Source organism: Rhizobium leguminosarum (genome assembly GCF_019798305.1).
GTDB classification, from domain to species: Bacteria; Pseudomonadota; Alphaproteobacteria; order Rhizobiales; family Rhizobiaceae; genus Rhizobium; species Rhizobium leguminosarum_U.
The window spans coordinates 1-24,534 of record NZ_JAAXDD010000008.1 but is presented as its reverse complement, the minus strand read 5'-3'; the positions used below and the strand labels follow the sequence as shown (position 1 = coordinate 24,534).

26 protein-coding genes are annotated in these 24,534 nt (G+C 60.4%); 10 read left to right on the top strand and 16 right to left on the bottom strand.

The window, feature by feature from the left end; translation table 11 throughout:
- Positions 1-20 precede the first annotated feature (20 nt).
- Genes HFO99_RS15385 through HFO99_RS15370 form a run of 4 tightly spaced genes read left to right on the top strand, consistent with a single transcriptional unit; the run spans position 21 to position 2,950 of the window.
- The gene (locus tag HFO99_RS15385; RefSeq protein ID WP_222362105.1) at positions 21-875 is read left to right on the top strand and encodes a YgfZ/GcvT domain-containing protein; all 855 of its coding nucleotides are present in this window, start codon (positions 21-23) and stop codon (positions 873-875) included.
- Positions 872-1,480, top strand: coding sequence for a YfbR-like 5'-deoxynucleotidase (locus HFO99_RS15380; protein ID WP_222362103.1), 609 nt, complete (start codon positions 872-874; stop codon positions 1,478-1,480). The genes HFO99_RS15385 and HFO99_RS15380 overlap by 4 nt, the downstream gene beginning before the upstream one ends.
- On the top strand, positions 1,477-2,007 hold the full coding sequence (locus HFO99_RS15375) for a tyrosine phosphatase family protein (RefSeq protein ID WP_222362101.1): 531 nt from the start codon (positions 1,477-1,479) through the stop codon (positions 2,005-2,007). The genes HFO99_RS15380 and HFO99_RS15375 overlap by 4 nt, the downstream gene beginning before the upstream one ends.
- Positions 2,008-2,065: 58 nt before the next feature.
- Positions 2,066-2,950: a mechanosensitive ion channel family protein gene (locus HFO99_RS15370; RefSeq protein ID WP_222362100.1), complete on the top strand. Its 885-nt coding sequence runs from the start codon at positions 2,066-2,068 to the stop codon at positions 2,948-2,950.
- Positions 2,951-3,058: 108 nt separating this feature from the next.
- Here HFO99_RS15370 and HFO99_RS15365 read toward each other — a convergent pair whose 3' ends face one another.
- Entirely contained in the window at positions 3,059-3,574 is a 516-nt protein-coding gene (locus tag HFO99_RS15365; RefSeq protein WP_222332902.1) for a superoxide dismutase family protein, read from the bottom strand.
- Positions 3,575-3,784: 210 nt separating this feature from the next.
- Complete coding sequence (locus HFO99_RS15360) at positions 3,785-4,138, bottom strand: hypothetical protein (RefSeq protein ID WP_196767215.1); 354 nt, start codon at positions 4,136-4,138, stop codon at positions 3,785-3,787.
- Positions 4,139-4,568: 430 nt separating this feature from the next.
- On the opposite strand from HFO99_RS15360, the gene HFO99_RS15355 reads away from it, so the two are divergent.
- From HFO99_RS15355 to HFO99_RS15345, 3 genes are all read left to right on the top strand, one after another.
- On the top strand, positions 4,569-6,470 hold the full coding sequence (locus tag HFO99_RS15355) for a putative bifunctional diguanylate cyclase/phosphodiesterase (protein WP_222362099.1): 1,902 nt from the start codon (positions 4,569-4,571) through the stop codon (positions 6,468-6,470).
- Between the two features lie 134 nt (positions 6,471-6,604).
- Positions 6,605-7,264, top strand: a complete 660-nt coding sequence (locus tag HFO99_RS15350; RefSeq protein ID WP_222362098.1) for an HD domain-containing protein — start codon at positions 6,605-6,607, stop codon at positions 7,262-7,264.
- 9 nt (positions 7,265-7,273) lie between these two features.
- On the top strand, positions 7,274-8,131 hold the full coding sequence (locus tag HFO99_RS15345) for an MOSC domain-containing protein (RefSeq protein WP_222362097.1): 858 nt from the start codon (positions 7,274-7,276) through the stop codon (positions 8,129-8,131).
- A 66-nt stretch (positions 8,132-8,197) separates the two neighbouring features.
- Here HFO99_RS15345 and HFO99_RS15340 read toward each other — a convergent pair whose 3' ends face one another.
- From HFO99_RS15340 to rpoZ, 12 genes are all read right to left on the bottom strand, one after another.
- Positions 8,198-9,193, bottom strand: coding sequence for an aldo/keto reductase (locus HFO99_RS15340; protein WP_222362096.1), 996 nt, complete (start codon positions 9,191-9,193; stop codon positions 8,198-8,200).
- A 101-nt stretch (positions 9,194-9,294) separates the two neighbouring features.
- Positions 9,295-10,065 carry a DNA repair protein RecO gene (gene recO / locus HFO99_RS15335; protein ID WP_222362095.1) on the bottom strand — a complete coding sequence of 257 codons (771 nt, stop codon included), beginning with the start codon at positions 10,063-10,065 and terminating at the stop codon, positions 9,295-9,297.
- 82 nt (positions 10,066-10,147) lie between these two features.
- On the bottom strand, positions 10,148-10,633 hold the full coding sequence (locus tag HFO99_RS15330; protein WP_222362094.1) for a hypothetical protein: 486 nt from the start codon (positions 10,631-10,633) through the stop codon (positions 10,148-10,150).
- A gap of 209 nt (positions 10,634-10,842) precedes the next feature.
- Complete coding sequence (locus tag HFO99_RS15325) at positions 10,843-11,595, bottom strand: Crp/Fnr family transcriptional regulator (RefSeq protein WP_222332895.1); 753 nt, start codon at positions 11,593-11,595, stop codon at positions 10,843-10,845.
- A gap of 72 nt (positions 11,596-11,667) precedes the next feature.
- The gene (gene era, locus HFO99_RS15320; protein WP_222362093.1) at positions 11,668-12,609 is read right to left on the bottom strand and encodes a GTPase Era; all 942 of its coding nucleotides are present in this window, start codon (positions 12,607-12,609) and stop codon (positions 11,668-11,670) included.
- A 7-nt stretch (positions 12,610-12,616) separates the two neighbouring features.
- Entirely contained in the window at positions 12,617-13,336 is a 720-nt protein-coding gene (gene rnc / locus HFO99_RS15315; RefSeq protein WP_064251392.1) for a ribonuclease III, read from the bottom strand.
- The gene (gene lepB / locus HFO99_RS15310) at positions 13,333-14,076 is read right to left on the bottom strand and encodes a signal peptidase I (RefSeq protein WP_222362092.1); all 744 of its coding nucleotides are present in this window, start codon (positions 14,074-14,076) and stop codon (positions 13,333-13,335) included. The genes rnc and lepB overlap by 4 nt, the downstream gene beginning before the upstream one ends.
- A 248-nt stretch (positions 14,077-14,324) precedes the next feature.
- Positions 14,325-14,729: a holo-ACP synthase gene (gene acpS / locus HFO99_RS15305; protein ID WP_222332894.1), complete on the bottom strand. Its 405-nt coding sequence runs from the start codon at positions 14,727-14,729 to the stop codon at positions 14,325-14,327.
- 37 nt (positions 14,730-14,766) lie between these two features.
- The gene (locus HFO99_RS15300; protein ID WP_222332893.1) at positions 14,767-15,357 is read right to left on the bottom strand and encodes a DUF2062 domain-containing protein; all 591 of its coding nucleotides are present in this window, start codon (positions 15,355-15,357) and stop codon (positions 14,767-14,769) included.
- A gap of 161 nt (positions 15,358-15,518) precedes the next feature.
- On the bottom strand, positions 15,519-15,668 hold the full coding sequence (locus tag HFO99_RS15295) for a DUF3563 family protein (protein WP_003558084.1): 150 nt from the start codon (positions 15,666-15,668) through the stop codon (positions 15,519-15,521).
- A gap of 184 nt (positions 15,669-15,852) precedes the next feature.
- On the bottom strand, positions 15,853-18,087 hold the full coding sequence (locus HFO99_RS15290; RefSeq protein ID WP_003546931.1) for a RelA/SpoT family protein: 2,235 nt from the start codon (positions 18,085-18,087) through the stop codon (positions 15,853-15,855).
- 182 nt (positions 18,088-18,269) lie between these two features.
- Positions 18,270-18,674, bottom strand: a complete 405-nt coding sequence (gene rpoZ / locus HFO99_RS15285) for a DNA-directed RNA polymerase subunit omega (RefSeq protein ID WP_222362091.1) — start codon at positions 18,672-18,674, stop codon at positions 18,270-18,272.
- A 297-nt stretch (positions 18,675-18,971) separates the two neighbouring features.
- Between rpoZ and HFO99_RS15280 the strand changes: the two genes are divergently transcribed.
- A complete protein-coding gene (locus HFO99_RS15280; protein ID WP_003546927.1) occupies positions 18,972-19,553 on the top strand; it encodes an NYN domain-containing protein in 582 nt (193 codons plus the stop codon).
- 68 nt (positions 19,554-19,621) lie between these two features.
- Here HFO99_RS15280 and smpB read toward each other — a convergent pair whose 3' ends face one another.
- Together smpB and dapA are read right to left on the bottom strand one after the other, a co-directional pair.
- A complete protein-coding gene (gene smpB / locus HFO99_RS15275; protein WP_222362090.1) occupies positions 19,622-20,101 on the bottom strand; it encodes an SsrA-binding protein SmpB in 480 nt (159 codons plus the stop codon).
- A gap of 102 nt (positions 20,102-20,203) precedes the next feature.
- Complete coding sequence (dapA, locus tag HFO99_RS15270) at positions 20,204-21,088, bottom strand: 4-hydroxy-tetrahydrodipicolinate synthase (protein WP_222362089.1); 885 nt, start codon at positions 21,086-21,088, stop codon at positions 20,204-20,206.
- A gap of 214 nt (positions 21,089-21,302) precedes the next feature.
- Here dapA and HFO99_RS15265 point away from each other — a divergent pair, with 214 nt between their 5' ends.
- Positions 21,303-23,378 (top strand): lytic transglycosylase domain-containing protein, encoded by a 2,076-nt coding sequence (locus HFO99_RS15265; protein ID WP_222362088.1) that lies wholly within the window; start codon positions 21,303-21,305, stop codon positions 23,376-23,378.
- Positions 23,379-23,442: 64 nt separating this feature from the next.
- Positions 23,443-24,339: an alpha/beta fold hydrolase gene (locus tag HFO99_RS15260; protein WP_222362087.1), complete on the top strand. Its 897-nt coding sequence runs from the start codon at positions 23,443-23,445 to the stop codon at positions 24,337-24,339.
- Positions 24,340-24,534: the final 195 nt, after the last annotated feature.

Below are 24,534 nucleotides of genomic sequence, written 5' to 3'. Positions count from 1 at the left end.
CCAACGCGACAGGTTCCGCCATGCCAGCCGTATTCCTGAAAGACCGCTCATTGCTCTTCGTCAGCGGCGCGGAAGCCCAATCCTTCCTGCAAAACCTGATCACCACCGATATCAGCTCGCTCGGGCCCGACGAGGCGCGGCCCGGGGCACTCTTGACGCCGCAGGGCAAGATCCTGTTCGATTTCATGATCTGGCAGGACGGCGACGGCTACATGATCGAAACCGATGCGGGCCAGCGCGACAGCCTGCTGAAGCGGCTGACGATGTACAAACTGCGCGCCGCCATCACACTTGCGCCAAGCACCGAAGAGGGCGTCACCGTTTGCTGGGGCGAGGATGCCGAGGGCGTCCGGGACAGCCAGGGCGTCCGAGACAGCCGTTTCGCCAAGGCGGGCCTCACGCTGACCCGTCGGGCAGGAAGACACGGCGATGGCAAGGAAGCGCTCTACGACGCGCTGCGCATCAGCCACGGCATCGTCAGCTCAGGATCGGATTTCGCCCTGCAGGATGCCTTCCCGCATGACGTGCTGATGGATTTCAACGGCGGCCTCTCCTTCCGGAAAGGCTGCTACGTCGGCCAGGAGGTCGTCTCGCGCATGCAGCATCGCGGCACTGCGCGCCGGCGCGTCGTCACAGTGTCCGCCGCAACGGCCCTGCCGGGGACCGGGACGGAGATCACCGCCGCCGGTAAGCCTGTGGGAACACTCGGTTCGGTCGAAGGCGGCACTGGACTTGCGATCGTGCGCATCGACCGCGCCGGCGCGGCGATGGCCGCAGGCACACCTCTGCTGGCCGGAGAAACGCCCGTTTCTCTCACCCTGCCGGCATGGTCCGGCCTTGTCTTTCCCGCCAGCGCCGACGAGGCCAGCGCGTGACAACGACGAAAGCGCCGCGTGCCTGGCAACGCATGCTGTCCGGGCGCAGGCTCGACCTGCTCGACCCCTCGCCGCTCGACGTCGAACTCGCCGACATCGCTCATGGGCTTGCGCGCGTGGCCCGCTGGAACGGCCAGACCTTCGGCGATCATGCTTTTTCGGTGGCTCAGCACAGTCTCGTCGTCGAGGATATCTTCCGCCGCTTCAACGATGCGCGGCCGCAGGAGTGCCTGATGGCGCTGCTGCACGATGCACCCGAATATGTGATCGGCGACATGATCTCGCCGTTCAAGTCAGTGGTCGGCGGCGGCTATAAAACGGTGGAAAAGCGGTTGGAAGCTGCCGTGCACCTGCGCTTCGGCCTGCCGCCGCATCCCTCGCGCGATCTCAAGGACCGGATCAAGAAGGCCGACACCATCGCTGCCTATTTCGAGGCGACGGTGCTCGCCGGCTTCACCCCCGCCGAGGCGCAGAAATTCTTCGGCCAGCCACGCGGCATCAGCAAGGACATACTGATGATCGAGCCCCTGCCGGCGATCGAGGCGCAGCGATTGTTCTGCGAACGTTTCGCGGCGATCGAGGCCGAGCGGGAGATGGTGTCGTGACCTTTATCGTCGTCTCGCCGCTGTCGCGCATTGCCGAAATGGCAGTGCGCCATAAGGCGCGCGATATGATCAGCCTGATCGCTAAGGAGCAGGCCTTTCACCGACCGGGCGTGATCGCGGCCGAACGTCATCTGACACTTGGCATGAACGACATCGTCTTCAAGGGCACCGGCGATCTCGTGGCGCCTGACGAGACGCATGTGCGAGCAATTATCGACTTTGCTGCCTCGTGGCGACAGGAGACGCCGCTGCTCATCCATTGCTGGATGGGCGTGTCGCGATCGCCGGCGGCAGCCCTCATCGCCGCGCTGTCGCTGGCACCCGATCAGAGCGAGGAAGCGCTTGCCCGCCGGCTCAGGGCCGCCTCGCCTTTCGCGACGCCGAATGCCCGGCTGATCGAGATCGGTGACGCGCTGCTCGGCCGCGGCGGCCGGCTGGTCGCAGCAGTACGGGCAATCGGGCGTGGCGCCGATGCCGACGGCAACGCGCCCTTCGTGCTTGCGATCCGGGACGCCGCCTGCGGTTGACGCTGCCGCCAGCCGCTCCATCTAGGCCCCGACCACGCACAATCGACAGGGCCAGATCATGGAACAACAGGCAGCCGATGTCCTCCTCGCCACGCAAACGGCACTCAGCCAGGCAAGCGCACTTGCGGTGCAATATTCGTTCTCCGTCCTCGGGGCGGTGATCCTGCTCGTTCTTGGCTGGGCGCTGGCCGGTTTTACCAGCCGCTGGGCTTATGAAGGCCTATCGCGCGTTCATGGCATCGACGAGACGCTGGCGCGATTCTTCACCAATGTGCTGCGCTATGCGCTGCTCATCCTGGTGTTCATCACCGTCCTCGGTCAATTCGGCGTCCAGACCGCTTCGATCATCGCAGCCCTCGGCGCAGCAGGCCTGGCGATCGGACTGGCGCTGCAAGGCACGCTGCAGAATATCGCCGCCGGCATTATGCTGCTGATCCTCAGGCCTTTCCGCGTCGGCGAATATATCGAGACCAGCAGCGTGGCCGGCACGGTGCGCGAAATCGGATTGTTTGCAACCGAGCTCAGAACCGGCGACGGGCTCTACCGGTTGGCGCCGAATTCGACGCTCTGGAACACGCCGATTACCAATTTCAGCCGCGAGCCCACGCGGCGGGACGAGCTGAAAATCAGGGTTGCCGATGAGGATGACATCGATCTGGCGATGGAGAGGCTGATGGGCCTTGCCAAAGCCGATTCCAGAGTGCTGACCTCACCGGCACCCAGCGTGTTCATCGACAGCCTCGGTGACAGCGCGATCTCCGTAACACTGCGCTACTGGGCAAAGACCGGCGATTGGTGGCTGGTCAGCCGTGACATGGTGAAGCGCGTGAAACTCGCCTTCGACGACAATCCTGACGCTGCGCCGGATGCCTCAGATGCCGCGCCGGCAAAAAAGTCCAACGGCAAGACGGCTGCCGAAAAGCCGATGCCGACGCGGCAGTAGGACATTGCAGCGCCGCGGGGTCCTTTTAAGACCAGCGACACTGTACACTTTGAATTGCTGCATAGTTTTGTCCTTCAATCGATTCCGATTTTAGGATTATGCCCAATGCTATTGGATGACGCCGCAGGACAGTCTTTCCCCGGCATCACCCGAAGGCTGGCTGCGATAATCATCCGAATTGGCGTGAACCATCAATGCGCGGCCACGAATGCCGTCGGTCTTGCCGTCGAGCGTGACCATGCTGTCGAAGACCTGCGCCCGCAGCACGCCGTCCTGCCCGACATATTGATTGGGCATGTCGCCTGCGTGCGGACCCTTAGCGGCAAGGATGCCGTGCTCGGCCTTCTCAGGGTTGAAGTGACCGCCCGCCGACTCGTGATGGGTTGCAGCGTCGCAGCGGCCGGTCTCATGAACATGAAAGGCTACCCATTTGTTCGCAGGCAGTCCGGATATCTCGACTTCGATGAGGACGCCGCCATTGGCGGCAGCCGTCAGTTGCGCGCGACCGTCCTCCTTGCCGTCCTTGCCGACGAAATTGGCGACCGCCGTTTGCTTGTCCTGAGCGCCTGCCGGCAATGCAACCACAAGCAGGCTCAAGGCGGCGATAGTGCGCATGGCTTTCATGGAGATCTCCTTCCGTGCGGTTGTCCTTCTGAACGTGTCAAACCGGAAGGTGTTCCTAATCTAAAACGCCGCGCGTCGGGTAGGACGCACTAATGACGCTCTACGACATTATTGGCGCATAATGCTTTCCGAAATCATTCCGATTTTCGAGCCGAACAAGAAAAGCCGGCCAAACGGCCGGCTTTGCAGATCACCCGAATTGAGTCGCAGCTAGGCGACGGCGTCGAAATCGAACTGGCCGTAAGTGTTGCGGTAGAGATCGTCGGACTGATTGCCTGATGTCGGCGCGATCTGTTGCAACGGATAGGAAACGGCGATGCTGCTTGCCGTGCCGCTGTCGTGCGTGTCCATCATCAGAGCAATCAGGCTGCCGGAAAATTTCGGCTGCGTGTCGCTGCTCGTGTCGTCTTCCAAGATCTCTTTGATGATGCCGGGCTTCTCATCGGCGGCACGTTCGCCGCGGCTGAGTACGCCATCGCCGTTGGCGTCGAGCCGCGACAGCGTCGCCAGATATGCATATGACGTGTCTGAAACGGATGTGGTGCTGGTCATACAAACCTCCATTCACCGCCTTTTGCCGGTGGCGTTTGTACGCAATACGAACGTGGAAAATCAGTGCTGACTCGGTGGTTAAACTGATTTGCGCAGTGCGTCAATAAGCTGTTAACTTCTCATTAACGATGATTGACAAAAGTTAACGGAGCGCCGCGAGGGTGACCTGCCGCCTGCGCCAGCCGGCGGATTTCCCTCATATTTCCGCGATTTTTGACATACAAAACAATTATCTGACGAAGGGAATGTCGCTGCTGCACTGCAACCGAATATTAATTCGGCCCATAGAAAATGGGCGTCACACAACACCACACGGTCCCGGTTTATAAAAAGCAATTTCTGTGTTCCTTTACAAAGGTCTTTCACGCGCAGTGAGGCATGTACATCAATTAGAGACGCCTTTGGTCATGGCGGTCGCGATCGCTGCGCAAGACGCGTGCACATGAAAGCTGAAGCGCTTTTCTGGCAGCAATGCACCCAGGCCGTCACCGACGATGGATCGATCGATGCGCAGCGCCTGATGGATCTCGTGATCGCGACCTATCGTGTCCATGAAAGCAACTATGACGAGATCGAGAGAAGCGTGGAAACGCTGCTGCGGGAAAACGATGTGCTGAGAGGCAATATATCAGCCCTCAGTCAGGCATTCGACGGACAGAAAAAACTCTTCGAAATCATTCTCAACAACCTGCCGCTCGGTCTCAGCGTCTTCGACGCCGACCAGCGGCTGACGCTTTCCAACACCCGCTTCCGTCAGCTCTTCGACCTTACGGAAGAAGATGTCACTGCCGGCGCGACAATCGCCGACCTCACGGCCAAAATGCACGGCACGGAGAACGCCACCGCCGAGCCTGGCCGGCGGACCGGGCGGCATTCCTCCGCAAGCGCAAGAAGCAGTCGTCTCCGTCGGCGCGAATGGTTGATGGACGATGGCCGCGTCATCCAGAGCATGGTGACTATCCTTTCCGACGGCAGCAACATTTCCATTCATGCCGATATTACCGAGGATCGAAGGGCGGCCGAGCGTATTGCCTATCTCGCCCACCACGACCCGCTGACCGGCCTTCCGAACCGCATCCATTTCCGCGAGCAGGTCGATGCGACGCTCACAGAGCGCAGGCCAGATCAGCAGATCGCCCTCGTTCACCTCAATCTCGACCGGTTCAAATCGATCAACAACACGATGGGCGTGTCGGCCGGCGACAAGATCCTGCAGCAGGTCACCGAGCGCATCCGAGCCTCCGCCGGTTCGGAAAACACCCTGGCGCGCCTCGGCTCGGACGAATTCGCCATCTTGCAGGCGGGCAAGCAGCAGCCGTGGAACGTGACGGCGCTTGCCGAACGGATCCGCCGTGAGCTTTCCGAACCATTCCTCCACGGCGAAAAACAGGTGGAGCTCAGCGTCTCCATGGGCATCGCAATCGCCCCTGATGATGGCGAGGAAACCGATATCCTGCTGAAGAATGCCGGCGTGGCGCTGTCACATGCCAAGGCCGACGGGCGCAAACGCGAGCGATTCTTCGCCAGCGAGATGGAAGCGCAGATGCAACTGCGCCACGCACTGGAGGCGGACCTTAGAGCATCCATGGAGAACGAGGAATTCGAGCTGCATTACCAGCCGCTTTACGACCTCTCGCAGCGGCGCATTTGCGGCTTCGAAGCTTTGATCCGCTGGAACCACCCGGTTCGAGGCCGCGTTCCACCGATGGATTTCATTCCGCTTGCCGAAGAAGTCGGCCTCATCGTCGATATCGGCCGTTGGGTTCGCCGGGCCTGCAATGATGCGGCGCAATGGCCGGAGGGCATCAAGGTCGCCGTCAACGTTTCGGCAATCCAGTTCAGCAGCAGCGATCTGACGCGCGATGTGGCCGAGGCGCTTGCCGCTGCCGCGCTGTCGCCGTCGCGGCTAGAACTCGAAATCACCGAGAGCGTGCTGATGGAAAATCTGAACGAAGTGCTGCCGATCCTGCATGCGCTGAAGGAGCGTGGGATCCGAATCTCGATGGACGATTTCGGAACCGGCTATTCCTCACTGAGTTACCTCTCGAGCTTCCCCTTCGACAAGATCAAGATCGACAAATCCTTCGTCAACGACATCGTCGACAACAAGGAAGCGCATGCGATCATGCACGCGATCATCCTGCTTGGCGATGCGCTCGGGATGCGCGTCACCGTCGAGGGCGTCGAGACGGCCGCGCAGTTGGCGCTGCTCGAATGTGAGGAATGCGACGAGATCCAGGGCTATCACATCAGTCCGCCGAGACCGGCGCGTGAGGTGGCCGATCTTCTCTCCCTGCCGCCGAAGAACGGCGGCATGATGCGGCTTCCTGAAGCCAAGCGCTGAGATCCCGCGATTGCGACTCGCACGGCAAGCCGCTACAAAATCGGCTGCGATCCCGAGATCTGGTTGTCGCATTCTTTTACCCGCCCGCATCCACTTCCGCGCCGATGCTCTATCGGCGGAAAACGATCTTCATCATGACAGGTGGCGCTATGTTCGCGGCTGAAGCCTTCTCCCCACACGAAACGCTTGCCGCGGCGTTGATTGCGCATGCGGCCGACGGCGACGACGGCTCGCACGACCTTGCCCATATCCTGCGCGTCTTCAGGAATGCCATGCGCATTCATGCGGGAGAAGGCGGCGACGGGCGGGTGCTTGCCGCTTCCGTGCTGCTGCACGACTGCGTCGCCGTCGAGAAGAATTCGCCGCTGCGGGCAAAAGCATCGGCTTTGGCGGCGGAGAAGGCATCGGCGATCCTGGCGAAACTCGGCTGGAGCAACGTGGATATCGAAGCCGCGGCTCACGCAATCACCGCGCACAGTTTCTCGGCCGGGGTGGCGCCACAGACGCTGGAGGCGAAGATCCTGCAGGATGCCGATCGGCTGGATGCGATCGGCATGATCGGCGTCGCCCGCTGCTTCTATATTGCCGGGCGACTGGGATCTGGGCTCTACGATCCGTTCGACCCCGCGGCGGCAGACCGCCCGCTTGATGACAAGCGTTATGCCATTGACCATTTCCAGACGAAGCTGTTCAAACTGGCGGAAGGATTCCAGACCGAGACCGGCCGCAGGCTGGCGGCTGCGCGCGACAAAAGCTTGCGCGACTTCCTCTCGGCCTTCATGGACGAAATCTAGGAGCACAACATGCATGTCAGCGATCTCTTCATCTACCCGCTCAAGAGCGCCCGCGGTATTGCGCTGCCGGCTGCCGACATCGACGCCTATGGGCTTCCCGGTGACCGGCGGGCGATGATCACTGATGCGCAGGGTCACTTCATCACCCAACGCGAACTGCCGGATCTCGCGCGCATCGAGGTGCGACCGGAGGCAAGCACCTTTTGGCTGCTGATGCAGGGGAAAGCAGACATATCCGTAGCAGCGCCTCAGCCTGAAAACCGCATGGATGTCATCGTGTGGAAATCTGCCGTCAGCGCCGCCGTCGCCGATCCGGAGAGCAACCGGCAGCTTTCCGAATGGCTTGGCCGCGAGGTGCGGCTGGTCTTCTTCGACGGGCAAGCGCGGCGGACGGCGAATGCCGAATGGGCCGGCGAAGGCACGCCCGTCACCTTTACCGACAGCTATCAGATCCTGGTGACGACAACGGGCTCGCTGAAGGCATTGAATGCCGATCTCGCCGGCCATGGCGAAGGCAGTGTCGGCATGGAACGCTTCCGTCCGAACATCGTCATCGATACGGACGAAGCCTGGCCGGAGGATCGCTGGGCGGCGATCGAGATCGCCGGTATCCGCTTCGATCTCGTCAAACCCTGCTCCCGCTGCATCATGACGACGCAGGACCAGATGACCGGTTCACGCGAGGGGCCAAACCCGATGCCGGCCATGGCCCGCATCCGCATGTCGGCCGACCGGCGCGTGCCCGGCCCGCTCTTCGGCTGGAACGTCACCCCACGCGGCAGTGGCAGGATCACGATCGGTGACACCGTCAGCATCATTGAAGAGAGGCCGGCAGGCTGGGCGCTAAAGCGTCGCGCCGCAGCATAAGCAATTCCAGGAAAAGTGCGAAGCGGTTTTCCGTCCGAAATTGCGTGAAAACAAAGAGTTAGAGCGTCACGCGCGATCGAGCGCGGCATCGATCCCCGCCATGACATCGGCCGGCAGTGGTCCCTTCTCCAGCGCGCCGGCGTTTTCCTCCACCTGGGCAACGGTACGGAAGCCCGGAATAGGAAGGGTGCGCGGCGAGCGTGCCCAGAGCCAGGCAAGCGCGCCCTGCGTCAGCGTGCGGCCGCCCGATGTCAGGAGATCGCGGACGGCATTGAGCCTTGCAGCGAATTCCGGGGCCATGCGGCCATCCTTGAAATAGACCATCCACTCGAGCGCAGCACCGCGGACATCCTTGGCGCCCACTGCTTTGTCGGCGGTGAACTTGCCGGTGAGCAGACCCATGGCCAGCGGACCGCGATTGATGGAGATAAGCCCCTTCCTCTCGATCACCGCGATCATCTCCGGCACCGGCTCGAAGACGTTCATCGTATGCTGGACCGAGACGTAGCCCTGGCGGCCGGTATGACGGGCGGCGCGATCGGGAAAATCGGTGCTCCAGCCGAACGCGGCGATCTTGCCTTCGGCGCGCAGCGCCTCCAGCGTATCGAAGACGGTATCCGATCGATCCAGCGGAAAATCATTGAGATGGAACTGCAGGAGATCGAGGCGATCGCGCTTGAGGCGGCGCAACGAGGTCTCGACCGAACGGCGGATGAAGGCCTCATCGGCAAAGGCGCCGATTGCCTGCTTGGTTACCGAATCGGTGGCGAAGCCGAACTTGGTGGCGATGACGATATCCTCGCGGTTGCCGATCGCCCGACCGAGCACCTCCTCCGAGTGGCCAGCGCCATAGTTCGAGGCCGTGTCGAAGAAGCGGATGCCGAGTTCGATGGCGCGGTGGATCGCTTCCACCGATTCATCGTCGTCGACATCGCCCCAGCCGAGCGGCGTGTCGCCGGCGAAGAAGGGACCGCCGATCGCCCAGCATCCCATGCCGAGGCGCGGAATTTCGCGGCCGTTCCAGAGCGTGATCGTCGTCGGTGATGCGGTCTTGGTCAGCATGAGGTCCTCCTTGATTGGCAATCCTGTGAAGACATAGGAAGCGCTCATCGGCAGGTAAACCGCCAAATCCGGAGGATGTTTTGCACCCGTAAAAAACGAGGTCAGTCGGAAATACCATTCGGGCCGGAAAGCGTCCGCAAGGCTGGATTAAGCGCCTTGAGCGCCGCCTGAACGAAGCCGTCGCGGGCAGTTGCCGCCTCGATGCCGCGCGGCTCGTAGACATGACGATGCAGAAAGAACCCTGTCAGGCGGAATGCAGCTGAGAGACTATCAAAGTCGGCGGCATGGTTGCCTTCGATGCTGAGGAACGGCGGCAGGAGCAGCATTTTGTCCGCCCAGGGGGCGCCGGCGCTGCGGCTGACGGCGCGGCCGGATTTCGGCGAGACATAGACGAGATCGGAACGGGCGCCGGTCGCAGCGCATTCGGCAAGATCCAGGCCGAAACCGAGATCATTCAGCACAGCGAGCTCGAAGCGCACGAAGAGTTCGCCGGCATCGGCCGGGTTGTGCAGGTGATCGAGGATGACCTCCAGCGCATCGAAGAGGTGCGGATGCGGGTCACGCTCCGGCAGCAGCCGCAGCAGCGCGCCCATCGCCTGGACACCGTAGACGGCGGTCGCCGTTTCCATCAGGCGGGCGGCGCGCAGCGTCACCGGCTCGACGCGGAATTCGCCGAGATGCTCGTCAAGCCGGGCACGCCAGATGACCTCCACGGCATTGCCCGCCTGCAGCACCGGCTGCATGGCGCGCGAGCGGCCGGAACGCACTAGGCCGAGATGGCGGCCGCGATCACGAGTCATCACCTCGGCAATGACGCTCGTCTCGCCGTGGCGCTTGACGCCCAGAATGATCGCCTGATCCTGCCATTGCATCGAAAGAAGTCCCTGCGGCTGACGAATCCATCCTAATCCAAGGGCCGGTTTCTGTCATGGACCACTTCTGTGATGAACCGCGTCAGGCTACAGTCGGGAAAAGCCTCTGCAGGAATTCACGCATCGCCGTTTCGTCGAAAGGTTTCACCAGAAGCGGTATGTGCTGCAAGTCGACCGGGAAATCGCCGGTATCCGAATAGCCGCTGACGAAGCCGAAGGGGATGCCGATATCGACAAGATGGCGGGCAAATCCGAAGCTCATGCCCTCGCCGAGATTGACGTCGAGGAGAGCGAAATCATATTTCTCCGCAGCGATGGCAGCCCTCGCCTGTTCCAAACTGCCGACGATATCTATGCTCTCGACGCCTGCCAGGCGCAAAATATCTTCCGCCTCCATCGCGATGATCAGACTGTCTTCAAGAACCAGAACCCGGATTGCGCTCATGATTCCATGCCCCTCGTCGGGCACCTGTCGCAGCGCCCCGGCCATTTCGCCAACATCATTGCCCTCCGGTGCCCCGCATGGCACGCTATCGGTGAATTCCGCCACCTTTTCTGAATAAACCATTTTTCTGCCCGGTCGATAAGAATCAAAATCGGAGGAAAGATGTCGACTGACCTTATTTTCCCTGCTGCTAATCTGCATTTAAAAAAGACATAACCGGACTGCTTGGCTAATGCATGTCGCGCGAAACTGTGCAGCGGTTTTGCGACAACGACATGCGTAAAACAAAGACCTGAAGCGCCAGGAGCGAATCTGAAAGATCGCGACGCGCTTTAGATAAACGGGCGTTTGCCCTCTCCAAGCCCTTCCCAGCCGGCGATGACCATCAATTCCTCGCCGTTCAGCACCTCGCAGCCGCGCTCCTGCCAGCGGATCAACCCACGTTCGCTGAGCTTTTTCAAGGTTTTGTTGGTGTGAACGATGGAGAGACCGAGCGTGTCGGCAATGTGCTGCTGGGTGATGGGGATAAATTTGCGGCCGTTGAAAATATTGAGCTTCCGGCCGCGCTCAAACAGGAAAGCGATCAGGTAGGCTGCTCTTTCCAGCGCCGTGCGGCGGCCGATGCTCAAGAGATGCTCATCCAGGATGCGCTCCTCGCGCGCGGCGATCCAGGTGATATCGAAGGCGAGCGAGGCGTGCTTGTTGTAGAGCGTCATCAGCCTGTCTCGTTCGAAGACACAGAGCGAAACGGGTGAAAGCGCTTCGACGGAATGCTGCATCTCACCGGCAATCGTTCCCTGCAGGCCGATCAGGTCGCCCGGCATGATATAGTTCAGAATCTGGCGACGCCCGTCCTCCAGCATCTTGTAGCGGAAGCCCCAGCCGGAGAGCACCGTGAAGAGATGAGCGCTATGGGCTCCCTCGACGAGAATGGTGGAGCCGGCATCGACGGCAAGCTCACCCCTCTTGAAACTCGAGACGAACGCCAGCTCGTCGCGGCTGAATTCCCTGAAATGCGGCAACGGCCGCAAAGGACATTGCTCGCATGGGGTCTTGAACGAATTGATGGGTCTCGACGTCGCCATACTTGCCCTTGCCGTCGCAAAACCGGCGCGCCAACAGGGGCCAGCGTCTACCCGATGACATCCTTGCTATGCTTATTTCGGAAAATCGAGACCCATTTCGCGGAACCGCTCGGGATCATCACCCCAATTCTCGCGAACCTTGACGAACAGGAAGAGATGGACCGGCTGTTCGAGGATCTCCGACAATTCCTTGCGCGACGCAGTCGAGATCGCCTTGATGGTTTCACCACCCTTGCCGAGCGCGATCTTCTTCTGGCTGTCGCGCTCAAGATAGATCACCTGCTCGATCCGCACCGAGCCGTCCTTGCGCTCTTCCCATTTCTCCGTTTCGACATGCGAGGCGTAGGGAAGCTCCTGATGCAGGCGCAGAAACAGCTTCTCGCGGGTGATCTCGGCGGCGAGTTGGCGCATCGGCAGATCGGAGATCTGGTCTTCCGGATAGTACCACGGCCCCTCCGGGAGCGTTTTCGCCAGATAGTCCATGAGGTCGTCGCAGCCGGAGCCGTTTTCGGCGGAGATCATGAAGGTGCGCTCGAAAGCGATCTTCTCGTTGGCGGCAGCGGCCAGTGCCAGCAGATCTTCACGGTTGACGCGGTTGATCTTGTTGAGCAGCAGGATCTTCGGCTGCCGGACTTCCTTGAGGCCCTCGAGGATGGCTTCGGCATCGCCGCGCAGGCCGCGCTCGCTGTCGATCAGCAGCACGATCAGATCGGCATCCCTCGCACCGCCCCAGGCCGAGGTCACCATGGCGCGGTCAAGCCGGCGGCGCGGCTTGAAGATACCAGGCGTATCCATGAAGACGATCTGGGCATTGTCGTGGATCGCGATGCCGCGAACGATGGCCCGCGTCGTCTGTACCTTATGGCTGACGATCGAGACCTTGGCGCCGACGAGGCGGTTCACCAGCGTCGACTTGCCGGCATTGGTCGGCCCGATCAGCGCGACGAAGCCCGAATGCGTCGGACCATTGGTTTCTGCGGCAGCTTCGGCCGCGATATCTTCTTCTTGTGTCATTGTCCCGTCAGTTTCCGGCAGGCGATTGCTGCCAAATGCCTTCGCGCTCAAGCATCTTCGTTGCCGCGACCTGTTCGGCGGCACGCTTCGACCGCTCTACGCCGGTTTCGGGCTTAACGCCAGCAACTTCCACCGTCACCTTGAAACGCGGATCATGATCCGGTCCGCTGCGTTCATCAACCCGGTAGATTGGCGTGACGCCGAATTTCGCGTGCGACCATTCCTGCAACTCGGTCTTGGCGTCGCGCTTGGCGCCATCGGCCCGCGCCGCCCTGCCCTGCCAGAAACGCAGAATGAACCGGCGGGCAACTTCGAGGCCGCCGTCGAGATAGATCGCGGCGATCAGGCTTTCGACGACGTCGGCGCGCACGTTCATCATGCGCTTGCCGGTCAATTTCTTCACATCGGCGCCGGTACGGATATAGAGGTGAAGATTGAGCTCGTCGGCGACCGCGGCACAGGTTTCAGCACTGACGAGCTGGTTGAGGCGAACCGAGAGTTCGCCTTCTCCCGCCGTGCCGAAAGTGCGGAATAGCAGCTCGGCGATGCAGAGCCCGAGGACCCTGTCGCCGAGGAATTCCAGCCGTTCGTAATTGCTGCCCTTTTCCGTGCGGGCGCTGGCATGGGTCAGCGCGCGATCCAGGCGTTCCTTTTCAGCGAAGTCATGACCGATCAGGCCTTCAAGCTTTGCGCGGTCCGCCGCAGAAAGCGTCTGCGCCTTACTCATTCAACAACCTTGAAGAGGCGGTCCCAACGCATGTTCGTCGGCCACTTCCAGATTTCGCGGAAGGAGGTATCGTTGCCGAGCGAGAAGAAGATGACGCTGGCGCGGCCGACAAGATTTTCCGCAGGCACGAAGCCGACGTCAAAGCGGCTGTCGAGCGAGTTGTCGCGGTTATCGCCCATCATGAAATAGTGGCCTTCGGGCACGATGAACTCGCGGGTGTTATCGCCGCGCGATACCTGAGACTGATCAAGAGTGTCATAGGTTTTGCCGTTGTCGAGCGTTTCGCGGAACACCGGCACATCGGCACCCGGATCAAGCTTGTAATCAGAGGTGAAGCTGCCGTCCGCCACCTTCGGAACCGGCTTGCCGTTAACGTAGAGCACGCCGTCGGTAACCTGGATATGGTCACCCGGCAGGCCGATGCAGCGCTTGATGTAATCGACCTCGGGGTTTGGCGGGAAGCGGAAGACGACGATATCGCCACGCTTCGGATCGGCGCCGAACAGGCGGCCGCTGAAGACGTCAGGCGAGAAGGGCAGCGAATATTTCGAATAGCCGTAAGCGAACTTGTTGACGAAGATGTAGTCGCCGACCAGCAGCGTCGGCATCATCGAACCGGACGGAATGGTAAAGGGCTGGAACAGCACCGTACGGATCACCATCGCCAAAATCAGCGCCTGGATGATGACTTTGATATTTTCCCAGAGGGCGTTCGGCTTGGCTTCGACTTTTTCGGACACGCAGTCTTATTCCTTCAAGACGCCGCGGAGGCGCAATTCTTTCTGTCTTTCTCTCTAGAGCATGATGCCGAAAAGTGTGAGCGGTTTTCGGACGACATCATGCTCTAATTCTTTAATCTAGAATAGGATTCAGATTTTAGGCCGGTCGGCCTGAAATCATCCTGTTCTAGCGGCTTCGACCGGTTGCGGCAATGGCGACAACATCAAAAGCGACGAGGGGTCGCGATCAACAGCTCCCGAAGTCGCGATCAGAGGCTCTCGGGCAACGCCTCGATAATGACGAAGGCCTGCGCCAAGGGATAATCATCCGTTATTGTCAAATGAATGGCGGGCCTGTGGCCCACGGGCAGCAGTGATTCGAGGATCAGCGCGGCGCCGCCCGATAAAAGCATGGTCGGCTTGCCGCTCGGCAGGTTGACGACGCCCATGTCCTTCCAGAAGACACCCTGCGCCATGCCGGTGCCGAGCGCCTTGGAACACGCCTCCTTAGCGGCAAAACGCTTGGCATAGGATGCGGCACGATTTGCCCGGCGGTCAGAACGCGCGCGCTCGATCTCGGTGAAACAGCGATGGGTGAAGCGCTCGCCGAAGCGCTCGATGGATTTCTCGACACGACGAATGTCAATCAGATCGCTGCCAATGCCGATGATCATGCGGAACCTTCCGTCGCTTAAGAATTCTTGATCAGGTTCATACGCTCTGCATGTCGCCGGCCGGACTGGCAAGACGCAGGCGCGCCCGCTCCATCAGCCGTATGTGGCGGCGCGTCTGAAAACCCTTCACGGTGTAGAACGTCACCGCATAGAGTGCAACGGAGGTGATCATTGCCGGCGGAATGGCGCCGACCAGCATCGGCTCCAGCACCGGCTTCCATAATTCGGTGAAGTTCAGCTTGTGAATAAGGGCGGCGAGATCCACCGTCTGACCGGCCAGTTGATCCTCGCGGCTCAACAGCAGATGCCCAATCTCCCAGGTAATGCCCCAGATGAAGGGATAGGTCAGGGGATTGCCGAAAGCGGCGCAACCGAGGGCGGCGGCCACCATGCTGCCGGAGAGGAAATAGGTGATGACGAAAGCCATGACAAAATGCACGCCGATGAAAGGCGTCCACGAGACGAAGACACCCGCAGCGACGCCGGCGGCAACCGCATGCGGCGAAGCGCTCAGGCGCAGGATGCGCATTGTCAGGTAACGGAGCGGGCGAAGGAAACCCTTGCGAGGCCATAAAAGCTCCCGCATCTTTTCCTTGAATCCCGCAGGCTTGCGACGGCGAAACAACATGGCCGGTATTTAGTGCAGCGCACACCACCATGACAAGAGCGGCAAATGATACCGCTCGAAAAACCGCCCCTCAGTTCTCGCTGCGAAGAGGAGCTTCTTCATGCGGAGGGGCGTCCGTTATGTATAACGTCCCTCACTTACCTCAAGTATAAAGTCCAGTATCAGCGATTGCGGAACAGACCGCGGTCGACCTGGCGCTGACGAAACTCGAGATCAATACGATCGAGCGAGCCGTTCAAATAAGCCATTTCACGTTCCTGCGTGGTCGGAGCGCGGAAGGCACGTGCGAATTTCTTGATAGGGTCAAACATTATCTTGTCTCATCTTCTGTTTGTGTTTCGATAGCCAGAAGATAGGCCCGGAAGAGGTTAATTACCACCGCCGCAACATGGAGACAGCCATGCGCTCAGCGCATCGCCTGCCTTTTTGAGACGTCATCCCGATTATAAAATGTGCAATTTTTCGGCCAACCCTCTGGCGCGGCTTAACAAAAGCTTACTCGTAGAGGCGCCGGACCGTGGCGATGCAATCCAGTTCCTTCATCTGGGCGAGCAGCTGGTTGAGCTGACGCAGGTCCCAGACCTCGACCTCGAGCATCATTTCGGTGAAATCGGCCGCCACCCGCACCGTGTTCAGCAAGCGGATATTGACGTCGAGGCCTGCGACCGTCTGAGCGACCTTGGCAAGCGTGCCGGGTTCATTCAACCCATTCACCATGATACGCGCCATGAAACGCGACTTATTGGCTTCGTCGAGGTCCCAGCGCACGTCGATCCAACGGTCGGGCTGATCGTCGAAGCGCTGCAGGCTCGGCGACTGGATCGGATAGATGGTGATGCCGTTGCCCTGGTCCATGATGCCGACGATGCGATCGCCGGGCACGGCGCCGGTCGGCGCGAACTTGACGTCGACATTGCCGGACAGGCCGCGGATCGGCCCGATATCGGCATCGGCGTCGATTTCCGAATGGCCGCCGTCGTGCCCTGTCTTGGTCTTGCCGGGGATCTTGAAGATCATACCGGCGGCGCTGCGGACGTTGAACCAGCCGTCATCGCCGGAGGGCTTCACGGTGACGCGCTCATCTTGATGATCGGGATAGACGGCACGCAACACGTCGAGCGAGGACATCTCGCCGCGGCCGACGGCGGCGATCGCATCCTCGACGTCCTTCTGGCCGAGACGGTGCAGCGCCGGCTTCATCGCCTCGCGCGAGAAGATCTTGCCGGCCCTGTTGAAGGTGCGCTCGAGAATGCGGTGGCCGAGGCCGGCATATTGTTTGCGGATCGCCATGCGAGTGGCGCGGCGGATGGCGGCGCGCGCCTTGCCGGTCACGACGATCTCCTCCCAGGCGGCGGGCGGAACCTGCACGCCGGAGCGGATGATCTCGACCTCGTCGCCATTTGCAAGCCGCGTCACCAGCGGCATGATGCGGCCGTTGATCTTGGCGCCCACCGTGGTATCGCCGATGTTGGTGTGCACCGCATAGGCGAAATCGATCGGGGTGGCGCCGCGCGGCAGGGCAATCAACTTGCCCTTCGGCGTGAAGCAGAAGACCTGGTCCTGAAAGAGCTCGAGCTTGGTGTGTTCGAGGAATTCTTCCGGACTGTCGCCCTCGGCCAGCGCCTCGATCGTATGGCGCAGCCAGGAATAGGCATTGGATTCGCGGGACAGGATGTCGCCATCGGCATTGGTGGCGCCGTCCTTGTAGAGCGTATGGGCGGCGATGCCGAATTCGGCGATTTCGTGCATGCGCTTGGTGCGGATTTGCAGTTCGATGCGCTGGCTGGAGGGACCGACAATGGTGGTGTGCAGCGACCGGTAATCGTTCTGTTTCGGCGTCGAGATATAATCTTTGAAGCGACCGGGCACGACGCGCCAGCGCGTATGAACGATGCCGAGCGCCCGGTAACAGGAAGGGATGTCCTCGACGATCAGGCGGAAGCCGTAGACATCGGAAAGCTGCTCGAAGGAAAGTGACTTCGACTGCATCTTGCGGAAGACCGAATAGGGCTTCTTCTGCCGGCCCTTGACGTAGGCGCTCGTCAGGCCGCTTGCGACCAAAAGGTCGCGCAGTTCGGCCTCGATCTTCTTGACGATGCCCTCGTTGCGCTTCGAAAGCTCTTCCAGCCTTTTGGTGACGGTCTCGTAGGCTTCCGGGTTCATATGCCGGAAGGAGAGTTCCTCGAGCTCCTCGCGCATATCCTGCATGCCCATGCGGCCGGCGAGCGGCGCATAGATTTCCATCGTCTCCTCGGAGATGCGGGCACGCTTGTCGGCCGACATGTGATCGAGGGTGCGCATATTGTGCAGGCGATCGGCAAGCTTGACGAGCAGCACCCGCACATCGTCTGATATGGCGAGCAACAGCTTGCGCAGGTTTTCCGCCTGCTTGGCCTTTTTGGTGACGAGATCGAGCTTCTTGATCTTGGTCAGACCCTCGACCAGCCGGCCGATATCCTCGCCGAAGAGTTCGTCGATCTCGGCGCGCGTCGCCGTCGTATCCTCGATCGTATCGTGTAGAAGGGCGACCGCGATCGTCGATTCATCGAGATGCATGTCGGTGAGGATGGCGGCGACCTCGAGCGGATGGGAAATATAGGGATCGCCGCTCGCGCGCTTTTGCTGGCCATGCTTCTGCATGGCATAGACATAGGCTTTGTTCAGCAGTGCTTCATTGGCATCGGGCTTGTATTGCTGAACCCGCTCCACGAGCTCGTACTGCCGCATCATTCCAAAGCCACTCCGATAAAAATAAAAGCGCGCCAATCAACGATTGGCGCACACATGGGCAATAATATGCCTAAGCAATAAAGGTGCAAGATTGACGATTGGTAATCGTCGCTCTTTTGCGCCGCATGAAGCTTTTTCAGGGTCGTAGCTAACCGATGCGACCGGAGATCCCGCCTGCGCGCTTAGTAGTCGTCGCTCTTTTCCGGCGGCACGAGGCCTTCGATGCCGGCAAGCAGCTCTTCTTCCGACATCTGGTCGAAAGTGATCGTCTCCGGCACGTAGTCCTGCTCCTCGCTGTCGGCTGCGGCGACACCGCCGGCGGCGATCATGCTTGCCGGATCGGGCTCGGGCTCGTCGACTTCGACATGCTTCTGCAGCGAATGGATCAGATCTTCCTTGAGGTCGTCGGGCGAAAGCGTCTCGTCGGCGATTTCGCGCAGGGCCACCACAGGATTCTTGTCGTTGTCGCGATCGATGGTGATCGAAGCACCCTGGGAAATCAGCCGGGCGCGGTGGCTGGCGAGGAGAACCAGCTCGAAGCGGTTCTCCACCTTGTCGATGCAATCTTCAACTGTGACACGGGCCATTGCCTGTCCTTTACGGTCGTCATTTCGGGATTAACACGCCCGATACAATTAAAACCGGGCAAATACAAGTTTTTCATTCCGGCTCCCCTCGTCTTTATCCGTGGCTGAGCTAAATTTCCATGGAGAAGGTCATAATTCCACCGAAGGTTGCTTGGAATATGTCGAATCGTGCCCTAAATCTTTCATATATGAATAATTCATAAAGTAAGGATCAGGTCGAAATTGAAACACAAGCTATTGTTTTTGTTGAGGTTTGGTGCCTTCTGATTTCGATTGCTCTCATTGGATTGGTAAGCGATGTTTGACCCACGCGAGAAAATTGCACTCTTCATTGACGGCGCCAACCTCTACGCTGCATCCAAGAGCCTCGGCTTTGACATAGATTACCGCAAGCTCCTGAAAGCATTCCAGAAACGCGGATATCTGCTGCGTGCCTATTATTATACCGCTCTGATCGAGGACCAGGAATATTCATCGATCCGGCCGCTGATCGATTGGCTCGACTATAACGGCTACAAAGTCGTCACCAAGCCTGCCAAGGAATTCACGGATTCCATGGGTCGCCGAAAGATCAAGGGCAACATGGACATCGAGCTTGCGATCGACGCCATGGAACAATCCGAAACGGTCGATCACCTCGTCATCTTCTCGGGCGACGGCGACTTCACGAACCTGGTCGAGGCGTTGCAGCGCAGAGGCCGCAAGGTCTCGGTGATCTCAACCATGGCGACGCAGCCGCCGATGATTGCCGACGACCTGCGCCGTCAGGCCGATCATTTCATCGATCTCTTGTCTCTGAAGGCTGAAATCGGTCGTGATCCCTCGGAGCGGGCGCCACGCCCGGCCGAAGTCGCCCCGGCCAGCGATTTCGAGGATTGATCTATCCATCATCCCGAACCGGAGTGGCCGCGACGATCAGGACGTGATCATCAACCACGGCAGCGCGGTCAGCCATGAGCCTTCAGCAGGCGGTTCTTCTGCCGGTTCCAATCGCGTTCCTTCTCGGATTCGCGCTTGTCGTGCAATTTCTTACCCTTGGCGAGCGCCAGTTCCATCTTCGCCCGACCGCGATCGTTGAAATAGATCTTCAGCGGGATCAGCGTCATGCCTTCGCGGTTGATGGCAGAGCGCAGGCGATGGATTTCACGGCCCGACAGCAGCAGTTTACGGCGCCGGCGCGGCTCGTGATTGAAGCGGTTGGCCTGCAGATATTCCGGCAGATAGGAATTGATCAGCCAGATCTCGCCGCCCTCATCCGAGGCGTAGGATTCGGCGATATTGGCCTTGCCTTCGCGCAGCGACTTGACCTCCGTGCCCATCAGCACGATGCCCGCCTCGTAAGTATCGATGATCTCGTAGTTGAAGCGGGCCTTGCGGTTTTCGGCCACGATCTTGTTCACCACGCGCTGGCTGCCTTTGGGGGCCATGACGATATTCCAATTGCTTTTTTAGAGCGCGAAAAGCCGCGCCCTCATTCCTTGCCCTTTATGTAAGGGAGAGACTCCGTCTTGTGAAGACGGCCGGTCTCGTCAGTTCAACAGGCCTGCATGACGCATGGCGGCGTCAATCGCCGATTCCGTTGCCGGCTCCAGCGTCGGAAGCAGCGGCGAGCGGACGTTGCGGCTCATCCGGCCAAGTTTGGAGAGCCCGTATTTGGCGCCGCAAAGGCCCGGCTCAAGGAAAATCGCCTTGTGCAGCGGCATCAACCGATCCTGATATTCCAACGCGCGGGCATAATCGCCTGCCAGCGTCGCCGCCTGGAAATCGGCGCAGAGACGTGGGGCCACATTGGCCGTTACCGAAATACAGCCGACACCGCCATGGGCGTTGAAGCCCAGCGCCGTCGCATCCTCGCCGGACAGTTGCCGGAAATCCGTCCCGCAGGTGATACGCTGTTCGGAAACGCGCTCGATCTTGCCCGTCGCATCCTTGACGCCAACGATATTCCTGTGCGCCTTGGCGAGCGCACCCATCGTTTCCGGCGTCATATCGACCACCGAGCGGCCGGGGATATTATAGATATAGATCGGCAGATCGACGGCACCGGCAATGGCCGAAAAATGGGCGATCAAACCCTTCTGCGTCGGTTTGTTGTAATAGGGCGTGACGACCAGCACGGCGTTCGCACCGACCTTTTCGGCATGCTGGGCAAGCTCGATCGCCTCACGCGTATTGTTCGAGCCGGCGCCGGCCATGACGGGAACGCGTTTTGCGGCAACTTCGATGCAGAGTTCCACCACCCGTTTGTGCTCGGCATGCGACAGCGTCGGGGATTCGCCGGTCGTGCCGACCGGAACGAGACCGCCGCTGCCTTCCTTGATCTGCCAGTCGACATGAGCGGCGAAGCTGTCTTCGTCGATCAGTCCGGCATCCGTGAAGGGGGTGACGAGGGCGGGAATGGACCCATTGAACATGCAAAGCTCCTCACGACCAAATCCTTGCTTCGGCCGCATTCCATGAATATGAGTTGCGCACCATAGAGCGCCGAAATCATCGCGACAAGCGCGCAGAGTTCGGTTTAGGGCAAATTCCGATAGCAGATATGAATGAATTTTACCTGGTACGGTAAGGTTTCGTTAAGATGCCTCTAGCCAAATGGCAGGGCGTGTTTTCGTTGCGAGATCCCGGATGAAGAAAGCTGTCCTGATTCTGTCCGCCTTCGGCTTCATTGCCGCCGCGTGGAGCAGTGTTGCGTCGCCGCTTCCCGGCGAGAGCACTCCCATGCCTGCCGTCAAGCCGCTCGGCTTCATTCCCGAAACAGCCATACCGGAATCGATCACGACAGGCGCCATTCCGCGCAACCCGGCAATCGCGCCCGTCAACGGCGATCTGAAAGCCGGCCTCGATGCGCTTTCCGACAAGGACCCGCAGCTGGCGCTTTCGATCCGCGATAGCATGCGCGACGCGACGCTCGACCGCCATATCCTCACCTGGGCGATTGCCGTTTCCGGATTGAAGGGCGTTCCCTCCTATGAAATCGCCAGCGCCGCGCAGGAGCTCAAGGGCTGGCCGGGCCTTTCGCGCCTGCGCGCCTATTCCGAACGGGCGATCTATGACGAAAATCCCGCCCCTTCCGCCGTGCTCGCCGCTTTCGGCGATACCGCGCCCGAGACGATGCAGGGCGCCGTCATCCTCGGCCGGGCGCTGGTTGCGTCAGGCAAGCAGGCGCAGGCGGCAAAATATATCCGCAAGGTCTGGCGCGGAGAGGCGCTCGACAAGGCGACCGAGGACAAGATCCTCATCGAGTTTTCCGCGCTGTTGACGCCTGCCGACCATAAGGCGCGGATGGACTATCTGATGTATCGCGGCCGGGTGGCGCAGGCCAAGCGCTTCGGAGACATGGGCCAGGCGCAGTCACTCTACACCGCCTGGGCTGCCGTCGACGCCAAAGCCGGCAATGCCAGCGCCTTGCTCAACGCCGTCGATGCGAAATGGCGCGGCGATGCCGGCCTGCTGTTCGCGCGGATCGAATATCTACGCAAGCAGGACAAATATGCCGAAGCGGCTGTGCTTCTGGAGCAGATGCCGCCAGAGCGTAGCGAACTCGTCAATTCCGGCGAATGGTGGAACGAGCAGCGCATCATCAGCCGTGGTCTCGTCGACCAGGGACAGTTCAAGCCTGCCTATCGCATCGTCGCAAACTACGCCGCAACGAGCCCGACGGATATCGTCGAGGCTGAATTCCATGCCGGATGGTACGCGCTTCGCGGTCTGCAGGACCCGGCAACGGCGGAAAGACATTTCCGCAAGATCCTCCAGACATCAAACGGACCGATCTCGGTTTCACGCGCCTGGTATTGGCTGGGACGAGCAGCGGAGGCCGGAGGCCCCGGCAAATCCAGCGAATTCTATGCGAAGGCCGCGAATATTCCCGGCACCTTCTATGGACAGCTCGCGGCCGAAAGGCTAGGGCGAAAGACGCTTAATGTCACCTATCCCGCACCGAGCACGGCCGACCGGCAGCGCTTCCAGGCACGCGAAGCCGTGCAGGCGATCGCCCGGCTGGAGGCCGCCGGCCATGGATGGCGGGCCGCCATTCTCTATCTCGCGCTCGCCGATCAACTGCAAAGCCCCGGTGAATTGGCTGTGCTTGCGGCACAGGCCGAGCAATCCGGCGATCATCATCTCTCACTGCAGATCGGCAAGATCGCCTATGGACGCGGCATCGATGTCGCAGCGCTTGCCTTTCCAGTCGGCGTCATCCCGGCGAACGCCAATATAACAGGCTCCGGCAAGGCGCTTGCTTATGCCATCGCCCGGCAGGAAAGCGCCTTCAACCCGGCCGCCGTTTCGGCGGCGAACGCGCGCGGCCTGCTGCAGCTTCTGCCGGGAACGGCCCAGGCGGTGGCCAAGCGTCACAACATCGCCTATTCGAAGGACAAGCTGACGGCCGATGCCGGCTATAACGCCACTCTCGGTGCGCATTATCTCGGCGAGCAGATCGACGCCTTCGGCGGCTCCTATATCCTCACCTTCATTGCCTATAATGCCGGACCGAAGCGGGTGCCGGAATGGATCGGCCGCTACGGCGATCCGCGCGGCAGGCCGATCGACGAGATCGTCGACTGGATCGAGCGCATCCCCTTCCCCGAAACGCGCAACTATGTGCAGCGGGTGATGGAGAATTACGAAGTTTATAAAGCCCGTCTCGGCCAGCCCACCGACATCGAGCGCGACCTCATCGGCGGACGCAGCGCCTCCTGAAGCCGTTTGGCGCGGCTCGAAAAGCAAGCTACATCTTCGGGATCAAACAGGTCCCGAGGATGCGATGCTGGATACAGATGCAGGCGGTTTCCAGGAACGATTTTACACTTCTTCCGATGGGCTGAGGCTTTATGCCCGCGACTACCGACCCGACCAGGCGGCAACCGCCGGACGGCTACCGGTGATCTGCCTGCCCGGCCTGACCCGCAATACGCGGGACTTTCATCCGCTTGCGCTGCTTCTCTCCCAGGACACAACAATGCCGCGCAGGGTGATTGCGCTCGATTCGCGCGGACGGGGAAACTCGGCATGGGATGAGAACAAGGCGAACTACAATCTCGCCATCGAGGCCGGCGACGTCATCGCCGCCTGCACGGCGTTCGGCATTGAGCGGGCGATCTTCATCGGCACATCGCGGGGCGGGCTGATCCTGCATCTGATCGCGGCGACACGGCCGGATCTTCTCGAAGCCGTCATCCTCAACGATATCGGACCTGTGCTCGAGATTGAGGGTCTGGCGCGGATCCGCGACTACCTCAACAGCGGCAGGAAGCCGGAGGACTGGAACGAGGCGACCGTTATTTTGAAGGAAAATCATGGCGCGTCATTTACCGCGCTTGCAGAAGAAGATTGGCACGAGATGGCGCTTGCCCTTTATCGCGATATCGATGGAAGGCCTGTCGCCGACTTCGACCCGGCGATCGCGGAGGCACTGAAATCGATCGATTTCAGCCAGCCTCTGCCTGATCTCTGGGGGCAATTCGAAAGCCTGAGCCGGTTGCCGCTGATGCTGATCCGCGGTGAAAATACATCGCTGCTTTCACAGGAAATCGCCGGCGAAATGGCACGGCGGCATTCGGGCTTGATCCGACATACTGCCGAAGGGCAAGGACATGCCCCGCTGTTGCATCTTGATAACATCCCCACAGCCATTCGAGCTTTTCTCGCCACCTGCCCATAGCCTCACCGACACCGGGTAGTTGGCATTGTGTGCCATTCGTCCAATCGGCATAGGGGGCGATCCTATGTGATCGCACCCCTGCCACACCACCCGGCATGCGGGTCCGCACCGGGCGGTTCGAGAGATTGAGGTTAGGCGAGCCTGGGCATTCCAAGTTGGTCGGCCCATTTGATCGTGAGGACGGTGTTGAGGAGC